We start from the raw sequence: 12,071 nt of genomic DNA on the forward strand, positions 1-12,071 counted from the left end.
CCCAGGGTCACCGCGGCGGCCACGCCCAGCACCGCCGGCATCAGCCGCCGCGGACGGGCGGCGCGGACCGCACGTTGGGCCACCGGTTCGGTGATGGCCTCGGCGGGATCGACGACGGCCAGCGCAGCCCCATGGGCCAACACCACCTCGGTGGGCAAACCGGCGATGTCCGGACCGGCTTCGGCAGCCAGCGCGCAGCGTTGCGGGACGGCTTCGACGTGGGCGAAGCCCAGGCGGTCGAGCCGGGAACGCAGCTGCCGTCCACGGTCAGCGTCGTCGTCGCTCCAGGTCAGCCGCACGCGGTCGACATGGAGGCCCGCGGTCATGGCGATCGTCCGCGCACCTCGCGCCGCCGCGCCGGCGGTTTCGGTCTCGGTGCTGACGGGTACCACGTCGTGGTCGACGACGGCGCCGTCGTCGACAAGTACCCAGCCGAACGCGTCGGAGGTCAGAGACAACCCCATCACCGTGGTCACGGCGGTCCCCTTCCGTTCTCGCATCCGGTGTGTCGGATGTATCGGATGCCCCTACGTGCTGTTACAGCGCCGCGGGGGCTGGACAAGGCGCGGGGCAGCCCATAGGCTGCTCTTTAAAGGTCGGAAGCTCGACCTTTGAAGCCTTCTCCGGTGATCGTCAAACCGGCAGGAGCCTAACGCCGGTTTGCGCGCTTCGCGCGCCCTGGCGAAGCGACGATGCCGTCGCTCACTACCGTCGCGCCTGGTGATCGTTGAAAGTATTTGTGCTGCAGTACTTTTCGTGCCGGAAAGCAACGTTGCTGCAACCCCGGGGCGCGTAGTGTGCTAGATCACACCGACGAACGGAGTCTGAGAACATGAGTGGTGACCGTCACGGGCGAAGTGGCGTCGAGGAACACGACGAGCCGGATGCCTACCTCCAGAAGCGACAACTCAAGTCGGGCTCGGCGGGCTGGGTGCTGCTGGCCAGCCTCGGTGTCGGCTACGTCATCTCCGGTGACTACTCGGGCTGGAACTTCGGACTGGGCCAGGGCGGTTTCGGCGGGCTGGCCATCGCCGCCGTCATCATCGCCGGCATGTACCTGGCCCTGGTGCTCGGAATGGCCGAGATGTCCTCGGCGCTGCCCGCGGCCGGCGGTGGCTACACCTTCGCCCGCCGCGCCCTGGGCCCGTGGGGCGGGTTCGCCACCGGCACCGCCATCCTGATCGAGTACGCGATCGCCCCGGCTGCCATCGCCACATTCATCGGTGCCTACGTCGAGTCACTGAACCTGTTCGGCATCCAGGACGGGTGGTGGATCTATCTCGCCGCGTACACCCTGTTCATCGGTATCCACCTGACCGGGGTGGGCGAGGCGCTCAAGGTGATGTTCGTGATCACCGCGATAGCACTGGTGGGTCTGGTGATCTTCGCGATCGCCGCGATCGGGCAGTTCGATGCGGCCAACCTGACCGACATCGCGGTGGACACCACCGCCGCGGGAGCTTCGGAGTGGCTGCCATTCGGCTACCTCGGCATCTGGGCCGCGATCCCGTTCGCGATCTGGTTCTTCCTGGCGATCGAAGGTGTTCCGCTGGCGGCCGAGGAAGCCGCAAACCCGGCACGCAACGTTCCCCGCGGCATCATCGCCGCCATCGCCGTGCTGCTGGTGACCTGCCTGACCGTGCTGGTGCTCACCCCGGGCGCCGGTGGAGCGGCGGCGATCTCGGAGTCGGGCAACCCACTGGTCGAGGCGCTCGGCGGCAGCACGATGGCCACCGTCGTCAACTACATCGGCCTGGCCGGGCTGATCGCCAGCTTCTTCTCCATCATCTACGCCTACTCGCGGCAACTCTTCGCGCTGTCGCGGGCGGGTTATCTGCCCACCCAGTTGTCGGTGACCAACTCCCGCAAGGCTCCGACGCTGGCTTTGCTGGTCCCCGGCGCCATCGGGTTCGCGCTGTCGCTGACCGGCCAGGGTGACCTGCTGCTGAACATGGCTGTCTTCGGGGCGGCGCTGAGCTATGTCCTGATGATGGTCAGCCACATCACGCTGCGGTTCCGGGCCCCCGAGATGAAGCGGCCCTACCGGACCCCGGGCGGCATCGTCACCACCGGCTTCGCCCTCGTCATCGCCGTGCTGGCGGTCATCGCGACCTTCCTGGTCGACAGCATCGCCGCGCTGTGCTGCCTGCTCGTGTTCGCCGCGTTCATGGCCTACTTCGGCCTGTACAGCCGCCACCGACTGGTGGCCAACTCCCCCGACGAGGAGTTCGCGGCCCTGGAAGCCGCCGAGGACGAGTTGAAATGACCTACTCCCAGACTGTTTCCGGGCACACCTACGAGTTCGACGGGCTCGTCGAGGTACTGGCCAAAGCGACGCCGCAACGGTCCGGTGACGAGCTGGCAGGCTGTGCAGCCGATTCGGACGCCGAGCGCGCCGCCGCGGCCTGGGTGCTCGCGGACCTTCCGCTGGCGACCTTCGTCAACGAGGCGGTCGTGCCCTATGAGACCGACGACGTCACCCGCCTGATCATCGACACCCACGATCGACAGGCCTTCTCGGCGGTCGCGCATCTGAGCGTGGGCGGATTCCGGGACTGGTTGCTCGACACCGCCTCCCAGCCCGACAGCGCCCAGCGCATCGCCGCGGTGGCGCCCGGCCTGACACCGGAGATGGTCGCCGCGGTGTCGAAGATCATGCGCAACCAGGATCTGATCGCGGTGGCTGCGGCCACCACCGTCAGCGCCGGGTTCCGCACCTCGATCGGGGTCCCGGGGACACTGGCCACCCGGCTACAGCCCAACCACCCCACCGACGACGCGCGCGGTATCGCCGCGGCGACTCTCGACGGTCTGCTGATGGGGTGCGGCGACGCGGTGATCGGCATCAACCCGGCCACCGACTCCCCGCAGACCACCTCAGAACTGTTGGTGCTGCTCGACGAGATCCGGCAGCGTTTCGGCATCCCGATGCAGTCCTGCGTGCTCACCCATGTCACCACGACGATGGAGCTGATCGAGCGCGGGGCGCCGGTCGACCTGGTATTCCAGTCGATCGCCGGGACCGAGGGGGCCAACACGAGTTTCGGTGTCACGCTGCCGATGCTGATGGAGGCCAACGAGGCCGGGCGGGCGCTGCGCCGTGGAACCGTCGGCGACAACGTGATGTATCTGGAGACCGGCCAGGGGTCGGCGCTGTCGGCGGGCGCGCACCTGGGTACCGGGGGCCGGCCCGTCGATCAGCAGACGTTGGAGGTTCGCGCCTACGCGGTCGCCCGGGCCCTGGATCCGCTGCTGGTCAACACCGTGGTGGGTTTCATTGGCCCGGAATATCTGTTCGACGGAAAGCAGATCGTCCGGGCCGGGCTCGAAGACCACTTCTGCGGCAAACTGATGGGCCTGCCCATGGGGGTCGACGTCTGCTACACCAACCACGCCGAGGCCGACCAGGACGATATGGACACCCTGCTCACGCTGCTCGGCGTGGCCGGCGCTGCCTTCGTCATCACCGTGCCGGGCGCCGATGACGTGATGCTCGGCTACCAGAGCCTGTCGTTTCACGACGCGCTCTACGTGCGCAAGGCGCTCAACCTGCGGCCGGCGCCGGAGTTCGAGGCCTGGCTGGCGCAGCTGGGAATGGCCGACGGCGACGGGCGGGTGCTGCCGGTGGATCCGGCCGCCTCGCCCCTGCTCGGATTGGCCTCGGGCCAGTGAGCGCCACCGATCCCCGCCCCGTCGAGGACGTCTGGGCCCCGCTGCGTCGCAGCACCCAGGCGCGCATCGGGCTGGGCCGGGCCGGGAATGCGCTACCGACGCACCGGGTTCTGGAGTTCAAAGCCGCCCACGCAGCGGCTCGCGACGCGGTGCACGAACCGTTGGACGCCGAGGCCTTCGCCGCCCAGGTCGAGGCGGTCGGTCTGGGCGCGCCGGTGCTGGCCCGCAGCTGTGCGGAAACCCGCAGCGAGTATCTGCGCCGCCCTGATCTCGGCCGCACTCCCGCCGATCTCAGCACGGTGCCGAACACCGATGCCGATGTCGGCATCGTGCTCGCCGACGGGCTCTCACCGCGGGCCCTGGTCGACCACGGCGTCGGGTTGCTCAGTGCGCTGGTCGACGAGTTCGACGGCCGCTACCGGCTGGCCGCACCGGTGATCGCCACCCAGGCCCGGGTCGCCCTCGGTGACCACATCGGCGCGGCTCTGGGGGTGGCGACTCTGGTGGTGGTGATCGGGGAACGACCCGGGCTCTCGGTGGCCGACAGCCTGGGTATCTACCTGACCCATCTGCCCAGGCCCGGTCGCACCGATGCCGACCGCAACTGCATCTCCAACATTCACCCGCCCGACGGGCTGGGCTATCAACGCGCCGCGCGCACCACGGCCGCGCTGATCTCCGGCGCCCGCCAACTCGGCCGCTCGGGGGTGGCGCTCAAGGACACCTCCCCCGCCCTGCTCGGCGACGACGACGATCAGGTCGCCGTGGGCTGAGACGGCCCGTCACGCGGTGGTGTTGGCCAGCGCCTCGATCCGCGCCAGGGCGCCGTCGGCCAATTCGGCGATGTCGAATCCGCCCGCCGCGCCGCAGGCGGTGATCTCGACGGCCGCGTTGTAGGCGGCCACGAAGGTGTTGTCGCAGTTCCAGTCGGGAGCCCGCAGCTGCCAGATCACGCTGCCGTCGGGCTCGGGTGTCGTCGCCGGGAAGGCGTCGAACACGTAGGTGCGGTCCTGCATCGTGGTGACGGTCAGCGCCACCTCGCGGCAGTCGTCGAGCGTCTGGCGGGCCAGGTCCAGGGCTGCGACGGCGTCGAAGTCGTAGCGGTAGACGGCGACCATCTCCTCGATGTAGATCGTGCCGTCGGGTGTGGTCCAGTGGCCGCCGTCAGTGGCCAGCGGGCTCTGCGCCTCGATCAGCGGTGGGTCCACTTCCCGGGCCAGCCCGGCGCAGCGTTGCGGTTGTGCGTCGGCGAACAGATTGCCGTCCGCGCCGAGGACGTTGGGGCTGAGCAGGTCGACCACCTGGGCTGTGAGGATCGGCGCCGCCACCGAACCCGCTCGGGGGGTCGCATCCTCGATCTCGCGGGTACACCCGGAGGTCAGGACCAGCGCGCCCACCGCCGCGAGGGCCACGACGGTCGCCGTGGACCCCGGGCCGCGGGCGGGCGAACTCACCGCCCGAAACCCGCGTCCCGCAACGCCTGAGCCATCGAACCGCCGGCCGGGGTTCGGTCCCGCCTGCCCGGGTTGTCGGTACGCTGCCTGCCCCGCTGCCGGTCGGCTCGCGGTCGTTCGCCGCCCGGGCGCGCCGCCTCCCCGCGCCGATTCGGCCGACCGGACCGAACCGGTTCGTCGCCGAGTCGCAGGCTCAGCCCGATGCGTTGGCGCTGCTCGTCGACGTCGATCACCTTGACGCGCACCACCTGTCCGGATCGCACCACCTCGTGGGGGTCCGAGACGAATCGTTCGGCCATGGCCGAGACGTGCACCAGACCATCCTGGTGCACCCCGATGTCGACGAACGCCCCGAACGCGGCGACGTTGGTGACGACGCCCTCCAGGATCATCCCGGTCTTCAGATCGGACAGCTTCTCCACACCTGCGGCGAAGGACGCGGTGACGAATGCCGGGCGGGGATCACGGCCGGGCTTCTCCAGCTCGGCCAGGATGTCGGTCACGGTGGGGATCCCGAACCTGTCGTCGGCGAAGTCGGCGGGACGCATCGTCCGCAACGCGCGCTCGTCGCCGATGATCTCGGCCAGGGACAGGCCCGCGCGATCGAGGATCCGCCGCACCACCGGGTAGGCCTCGGGATGTACGCCCGAGGCGTCCAGCGGGTCCTGACCGTCGCGGATCCGCAGGAAACCGGCGCACTGCTCGAATGCCTTGGGGCCCAGACGCGGAACGTCGAGCAACTGCCGGCGGTTGGCGAAGCGCCCGGACCGGTCCCGGTGGGCCACGATGGCTTCGGCGAGGGTCTCGGTGATCCCGGACACCCGCGCCAGCAGCGGCGCCGAGGCGGTGTTGAGGTCCACGCCCACCGCGTTGACGGCGTCCTCGACGACCGCACCCAGGCTGCGGGTGAGCAGTCCCGGGGTGACGTCATGCTGGTACTGCCCCACCCCGATCGATTTGGGCTCGATCTTGACCAGTTCGGCGAGTGGATCCTGCAGGCGGCGGGCGATCGACACCGCGCCGCGCAGCGTGACGTCGAGGTCGGGCAGCTCGTGTGCGGCGTAGGCCGACGCGGAGTACACCGAGGCTCCGGCTTCGCTGACCATGGCCTTGGCCGGGGCCGACGCTCCCGCGGCACGGATGTCGGAGATGAGTTCTGTTGCCAGTGCATCGGTTTCACGTGACGCGGTACCGTTACCGACCGCGATCAGCTCGACGCCGTGGCGGGCGACCAGCGCCGCCAGTGTCGCCTTGGCGGCGTCCCACTGGTTCTGCGGCTGATGCGGGAAGACCGCACAGGTGTCGACGACCTTGCCGGTGCCGTCGACGACGGCGACCTTGACGCCGGTGCGGAAGCCGGGATCCAGGCCCAGCGTCGCGCGGTTGCCGGCCGGGGCCGCCAGCAGCAGATCTTTGAGGTTGCGGGCGAACACCGCCACGGCTTCCTCTTCGGCGCGGCGGCGCAGCCGTACCCGGGCGTCCACCGACGCCGACACCGACAGCCGGGTGCGCCACGCGAAGCCCACCGCACCGGACAGCCACGGCGTGGCGGTCCCCGGCGCGGCACGGTCGATGCCGAGCGCGGCGGCGATCATGGCCTGGTAGGCCTCGTCGCCGTCGGTGTCCGGACCGTCGGGGGCGCCGCCGTCCAGCGTCAACGCCAGGGCCTGCTCCTTCTCGCCGCGCAGCACCGCCAGCACCCGGTGGCTGGGCATGCTCGTCAGCGCCTCGGTGAAGTCGAAGTAGTCGCGGAACTTCTGTGCGGCGGCACTGTTCTCGGCGCCCTCCGCCGCTCGGGTGCGGACCCGGCCGTTCTCCCAGAACCGTTCCCGCAGAGCGCCGACCAGCGCAGCGTCTTCGGCGGCGCGCTCGACGATGATGTGGCGGGCACCGTCGAGCGCTGCGGCGGCGTCGGGGACACCGTCGGTGACGAACCCGGCGGCCTCCGCCTCGGGCGTCAGGGTGGGGTCGGCGAGCAGCCGGTCGGCCAGCGGCCCCAGCCCGGCTTCCTTCGCGATCTGCGCCTTGGTGCGCCGCTTGGGCTTGTAGGGCAGGTAGATGTCCTCGACCCGCGCCTTGGTGTCGGCGGCCAGTAGCGCCCCGGTGAGCTCTTCGGTCAGTTTGCCCTGCTCCTCGATGGAGGCCAGCACGGCTTCCCGGCGGTCGTCGAGTTCGCGCAGGTAGCCGAGGCGCTCTTCGAGTTGACGCAGCTGGGCGTCGTCGAGGCTTCCGGTGACCTCCTTGCGGTACCGCGCGATGAACGGCACCGTCGAGCCCTCGTCGAGCAACCGCACCGCGGCCGCGACCTGCGATTCCCCCACCGCGAGCTCCGCGGCCAGCCGCCCGCTGACGGATTTGCGGGCGAAACGGGGGTTCTTCTGGGCAACGCTCGGATTCACGCGGAGGACCCTACCGAACCGATCCGACAGCCGGCATGCGTGACACGAGGCCCGGACGGTGCGTCGCAGGAGGCCGACCCAGCTGCCCGCCCGGCGCACCCGGGCCACGGTTCGGGCGGGCTCGGCACAGCCGGCGGGGTTTGTTCCACCACGATGCGGGCAACCTCCCCCAAGCATCCACTGCCGCGCAGGCCGCGCGGGAGTGAGCGTGAGACGAGGAGGAGAACACCACATGCAATCGGGTCGCTTTCGCACCCTGACCACCGCTGAAGGGCCGTTCGCGTCGATCACCGTCGACGACTCGCACGACACCGCCGACGCCGACAAACAACTCGAACTGCGTTGGCGGGCGGTGGCCGAGGAGCTGGCCGCCGAGGGTGCCGATGACGAGCTGATCGACAGCGTGCGCCGGGGCTTCACCGAAACCCCTCACCCGGTCGGCCAGGCCGGGTTGGCGGTCATCGCCAACCGGGACATGCAGTTCACCCAGACCCTGATCCGACCCCCCGAACTGCCGACGGCCCGGGTCTCCAGCCTTCCCTATCTGGTCCCGGTGGTGGTGCACGGTGTCGACGATCCGCCGTCGCTCATCGTCGAGGTGGATCACGCCGGGGCCGACGTCACCGTGCGCCACGGTGCGGGGATGCGTTCGACCAGCGTCGACGCCGGCAACCGTCCGGTGCACAAGGCCGCCGGTGGACAGACCGCCGGGTACGGCGATCCGAACGGCCCGGCCGAGGAGGCGGCGCGCAAGAATCTGCGGGCGACCGCCGACGAGGTGGCCGATGCGTTCGACCGCGTCGGACCCGAGGTGGTGTGGGTGGTCGGCGAGGTGCGGTCCCGGACCGACCTGGTCGCCGCGTTGCCCCACCCGGGTCGCCGAGCGGGCGGTCGAGGTCGATGCGGGTGCTCGCGGCAGCATCGACGAGTCAGCGCTCGAGCACGCCATCGAGACGCGACTGCAGCAGCGCCGCGCCGACGTGATCGACACGGCAGCACAGCGGTTCCGCGCGGAGCTGGACCGCGACTCCGGGCTGGCCACCGAGGGGCTGGCCGGCGTGTGCGCAGCCCTGCGCGAAGGTGCCGTCGAGACGCTGCTGATCGGCGATCTCGCGGACACCACGGTGATGCTGGGTGATTCGGCGACGATGGTGGCGCCGACGCCGGAGGTCCTCTCCGAACTGGGGTCGGTGCGGTCGGAGACGGTCCGGGCCGATGAAGGGCTCCCGTTCGCCGCGGTGCTCACCGATGCCGAGCTCGTCGCCCTCGACCAGCGCTTGGCGCCGCGTGACGGGGTTGCCGCGGTGCTGCGCTACCCCCGGCGCACCGCAGCGGGCGGGTGAGCTGCGCCGACCTCTCCGGGTGGCCTCCGGGACAACGGCGTTCGGTGGCGTTCGGTGACGTTTGGTGACGTTTGGTGACGTTCGGTGGCATTCGGCGCAGCGCCGGCCTCAGCGCGATATCGCAGCCGCGGCGGGTGCGTCGTCGCCACGTCCGGCGTGGTGTCGGTCGGCTGCCGAGCGGTAGGACACCTCGGCGTCCACCGCGACCCGTTGCCAGCAGTAGCGTGACCGCGCCCGGGAGCGGCCGGCCAGCCCCATCCCCTCGCGCAGCAGGGGTGAGGACAACACCGTTCGCAGTGCTGCCCGCAGCGCGTCGGGATTGGCCGGGGGAACCAGCAGACCGGTGACTTCGGAGATGACGGCATCGCGCATCCCGCCGGCCGCTGCAGCGACGACGGTGGTGCCCGCGGCCATCGCACGCAGGGTGACGGTTGCGTGAGCGTCATAGCTGGCCGGGCACACCACCACGTCGGCCGTGCGCAGCACATCGGACAGTTCGTTCGGGCCCGGGACCGGTACGGCCCGGACTTGGTTCTCGACACCGAGTTCGGCTGCAACCGAGGCGATTCGGCCGATCAGGCGCTGGTCGCCGTCCTGGTCGATCAGGAGTAGTTCGCTCGGTCCCAGGCCCGTCAGCGCAGCGCTGACGTCCTCGTCGACGTTGCCCCCCGGCGGCACCACGGTGATCTTGCTGCGGGGGCAACCCAACCGGTTCAGCTCGTCGAGATCGTCACCGCACTGCGCGGCGACCACGGTGGCGTTCCTGGCCGCCAGCAGCGTCTCGAATCTGATACGGGGCGCGCCGGCAGCCGAGCGCTGCGAACGCATCAGGGTGCCGAGCCCTGGAAAGGACTGCACGGTCGGAAGGCGTCGCCGGTCGGCGGCCAGTTGTGCAGCCATCCCGTAGATCCAGCCGTGGCAGTGCACGACGTCGGGTGGATGCCCTTCCCACCGGTCGATCAGGAACCGGGCGATCTGCTCGATCACCGGCATCACCGGCCCGGTCCGGCCGCCGGCGTCGGTCTCGGCGGGAAGGCCGACCACGCCGTATGCGGTGTGCGCAGGCGCAATGTCCGGGCTCGCGGTGTGGACCTGCACGTCGCGTCCCGGTCCGCCAGCGCCTCGGCCAGGCTGCCGAGGTCGTAGCACGCATCGGCCCGCGATGTCGCGCTCAGCTCACCGGGCAGCTCACCCACTATCGCCAGTCGCATGGAATCCCTTTGTGGTTCGGCTCTGTTCGGGACGCCGTTGGTGGGCGCCCTGTGATCTGGGAGAGCCAGAATTCGGGGTTCCCAAACGCCTGGGTACGTGTTCTTCGTCTGCCGACCGCGTCGATTCGTTCGATGGCTCGGACTTCGGGCGCCGACCCACCGTGCTCACCGCCGGGCGGTCACCTGCCCGGCGGCCGGTGACCGGGATGCCCGAAGGTCCGACGCGGCGAAGCGGGCCAGTGCGGCTGCGATCACGAAGCCTGCCAGCGCACTCCACCCCGGTGTCTCCCCGAGGCCGGACTTCGCCATCAGCACCAGCGCGACACCGGCCGCGCAGACGAAGGCACCGGCCAGAGCGGACTGCGCGCGGGCCGCCCGGACGGGAGCATCCCACCAGGGCAGCCGGCGGTGTTCGAGCGGTGAGAGCAGCCGGAACAGCACCAGCATCACCACCGCGAAGACGACCGCGCGCAACGCCAGCCGCCCCCAGAAGCCGCCGGCGTGCACGTCGTAGGCGTCCAGCCCGAACATGTGCAGCCCGAATGCGGCGACTGCGATGGCCGGGATGTGCCACAGGTAGAGGGTCATCGCCCCGGCGTTGCCGACCGCCACGATCCGCCAGATCCGCGGCCTGCGGGCCCAGCGTTGGATCGGTGCGGCCAGCAGCACGAACAGGCACGACATCCACAGGCACTGCATCGCCAGCACCAGAGTCGGCGGTGAGACGTTGGAGACCTGACGAGTGCCGTCGACCACCAGCGACACCGCATAGGGGCCGAACACGACGAGACCCACCTGCGTGGCGAAGGCAGCGACGGCCACCGCCCCCGCCACGCGGACCCCGATCAGACGGCGCGCATAGGCGACACCGACCAGCATCGGGATCAGCCACACCAGCACGAAATTGGCCACCGCGGCCATCGGCTCACCAACCGCGAAGCGGATCACGTCCAGCACCGCGATCGCGGCGAGCAGCGAGGCCAGCACGACGGCGACCGCGGTGCCTCGGTTCAGGCGGGTCATCGCGGGCACCCACGCCAGCGTGAGCAGGTAGACGCCCAGGAACCACAGCAGTGCGACGCTTTCGCCGCCGAGGCCGGCCTCCGACGCTTCACCCATGGTGGCCCGCACGAGCAGCAGTCCCACCGACCATGCCGCCAGGTACCAGAACACCGGTCGGCACAGCCGCTGGGCCCGGGTGAACAGCCATGCCCCCCAGGGGGTTCCATCATGGTGCCCGTAGGCGCCCGCCGCTCCGCCGGCCAGGAAGAACAGCGGCATCACCTGCAGGATCCAGGTGACCGGGGCGAGCGAGGGAAGCGCGCCGAGGATGTTTCCGATGCGCACACCGCCGCTGTCGATGGTGGCCAGCAGCAGGGCACTGTGCCCGAACATCACCACGAGCAGCGCAGCGAGCCTGGCGACGTCGACCGCACGGTCACGCCCGGGCGGAGTCACATCCGGGGTGGAGCCGGTGGGTCGGGCGGTAGATGCCATGAGGCCAGCATGCCTGGCCTGGCGCCACGGCGACTGAGTAGTACTACCGAATTTCGGCGAGAGTTCGCCGGGGCTACAGCGTCGCGGTGTGCGGACCGAGCTGCTGGCACTGCGGGGCCGGCTCGTTTCCGATCCAGTTTCCGCAACCGCGCCCGGTCGCGGTGTAGCTGGCCCCGGGGACGAACGGAGCGTAGAACACCTGAGCCGGTTGTCCGTCGCGGCCCTGGGCGCACCGCTTGGGGGCCCCGTCTCCGACGAGCTGCAGGCAGGCGACGCTCACGTACGGCGACGCCGGCGGACCGCAGTCTGCCGGGGCCACGGTAGCGGTGACCACGTCGGCGCCGTCGCGGTGCACGACCTGCGGAGTCGACAGCGTGAACGAACACGGCGGTGCCGGCGGCACCGGGCCGGCGGCGGCGACCCCCGCCGATCCGGTCAACAGCACCACCGCGGTCACCCCCAGCATCACGGCGCGGCGCGTCATCTGCCGATGGT

At 70.5% G+C, this 12,071-nt stretch carries 10 protein-coding genes and 1 pseudogene; 5 read left to right on the forward strand and 6 right to left on the reverse strand.

What is annotated here, in order from left to right; genetic code table 11:
- The coding region (locus ACXAID_RS01635) for a DUF7159 family protein (RefSeq protein ID WP_475020432.1) at nucleotides 1-476 on the reverse strand (476 nt) is incomplete at its 3' end.
- Nucleotides 477-832: 356 nt separating this feature from the next.
- Here ACXAID_RS01635 and eat point away from each other — a divergent pair.
- Genes eat through eutC form a run of 3 tightly spaced genes read left to right on the forward strand, consistent with a single transcriptional unit; the run spans nucleotide 833 to nucleotide 4,445 of the window.
- Nucleotides 833-2,266, forward strand: coding sequence for an ethanolamine permease (gene eat / locus ACXAID_RS01640; RefSeq protein ID WP_475020433.1), 1,434 nt, complete (start codon nucleotides 833-835; stop codon nucleotides 2,264-2,266).
- Nucleotides 2,263-3,672, forward strand: a complete 1,410-nt coding sequence (locus ACXAID_RS01645) for an ethanolamine ammonia-lyase subunit EutB (protein WP_475020434.1) — start codon at nucleotides 2,263-2,265, stop codon at nucleotides 3,670-3,672. Before eat ends, ACXAID_RS01645 begins: the two co-directional genes overlap by 4 nt.
- A complete protein-coding gene (eutC, locus tag ACXAID_RS01650; protein ID WP_475020435.1) occupies nucleotides 3,669-4,445 on the forward strand; it encodes an ethanolamine ammonia-lyase subunit EutC in 777 nt (258 codons plus the stop codon). The genes ACXAID_RS01645 and eutC overlap by 4 nt, the downstream gene beginning before the upstream one ends.
- A 9-nt stretch (nucleotides 4,446-4,454) precedes the next feature.
- On the opposite strand, the gene ACXAID_RS01655 is transcribed toward eutC, so the two are convergent.
- Entirely contained in the window at nucleotides 4,455-5,126 is a 672-nt protein-coding gene (locus ACXAID_RS01655) for a sensor domain-containing protein (protein WP_475020436.1), read from the reverse strand.
- The gene (locus tag ACXAID_RS01660) at nucleotides 5,123-7,525 is read right to left on the reverse strand and encodes a Tex family protein (protein WP_475020437.1); all 2,403 of its coding nucleotides are present in this window, start codon (nucleotides 7,523-7,525) and stop codon (nucleotides 5,123-5,125) included. Before ACXAID_RS01660 ends, ACXAID_RS01655 begins: the two co-directional genes overlap by 4 nt.
- A gap of 475 nt (nucleotides 7,526-8,000) precedes the next feature.
- On the opposite strand from ACXAID_RS01660, the pseudogene ACXAID_RS01665 reads away from it, so the two are divergent.
- A pseudogene (locus ACXAID_RS01665) lies at nucleotides 8,001-8,490 on the forward strand (baeRF2 domain-containing protein); the annotation flags it as partial.
- A 162-nt stretch (nucleotides 8,491-8,652) separates the two neighbouring features.
- Nucleotides 8,653-8,868 carry a hypothetical protein gene (locus tag ACXAID_RS01670; protein ID WP_475020494.1) on the forward strand — a complete coding sequence of 72 codons (216 nt, stop codon included), beginning with the start codon at nucleotides 8,653-8,655 and terminating at the stop codon, nucleotides 8,866-8,868.
- 108 nt (nucleotides 8,869-8,976) lie between these two features.
- Here the strand turns inward: ACXAID_RS01670 and ACXAID_RS01675 are convergent, their stop codons facing one another.
- The 3 genes from ACXAID_RS01675 to ACXAID_RS01685 form a co-directional block, all read right to left on the reverse strand.
- Nucleotides 8,977-9,966 (reverse strand): glycosyltransferase, encoded by a 990-nt coding sequence (locus ACXAID_RS01675; RefSeq protein WP_475020438.1) that lies wholly within the window; start codon nucleotides 9,964-9,966, stop codon nucleotides 8,977-8,979.
- Between the two features lie 278 nt (nucleotides 9,967-10,244).
- Nucleotides 10,245-11,576, reverse strand: coding sequence for an acyltransferase family protein (locus ACXAID_RS01680; protein WP_475020439.1), 1,332 nt, complete (start codon nucleotides 11,574-11,576; stop codon nucleotides 10,245-10,247).
- 73 nt (nucleotides 11,577-11,649) lie between these two features.
- Nucleotides 11,650-12,060, reverse strand: a complete 411-nt coding sequence (locus tag ACXAID_RS01685; protein WP_475020440.1) for a hypothetical protein — start codon at nucleotides 12,058-12,060, stop codon at nucleotides 11,650-11,652.
- Nucleotides 12,061-12,071: the final 11 nt, after the last annotated feature.

It is taken from the genome of Mycobacterium sp. ABE4_509 (genome assembly GCF_056160785.1).